Here is a 228-nt window from a genome sequence, read left to right as displayed (position 1 = left end):
CCGCGCGAACGCCTTATGCCCGCGAACCTATGCGCTGCCTTTCACCTGCTCACCCGTGCAAGCGGGTGGTTACCAAAATCGCCTCGCAGCTGATGAAAACGCAGATCGCCCTGAACTGGATCGGAGCGCTGATCCACATGGCTCCGGCCAACATCTTGACGCTACTACCCACCGGGGGCTTGGCGAAGCGGGTGTCTTCACGGATCGGCAAGACCATCGATTCAGTCC

General features: G+C 60.5%; 1 protein-coding gene. It reads left to right on the top strand.

Annotated features, from left to right (window positions below):
- The coding region (locus SB756_RS36445; protein ID WP_410914127.1) for a phage terminase large subunit family protein at positions 1-228 on the top strand (228 nt) is incomplete at both ends.

Origin of the sequence: Pseudomonas sp. SIMBA_068 (assembly GCF_046534705.1) — a bacterium.
GTDB lineage: Bacteria > Pseudomonadota > Gammaproteobacteria > Pseudomonadales > Pseudomonadaceae > Aquipseudomonas > Aquipseudomonas putida.
The sequence above is the reverse complement of the archived record's forward strand: the minus strand, read 5'-3'. Positions and strand labels throughout refer to the sequence as shown.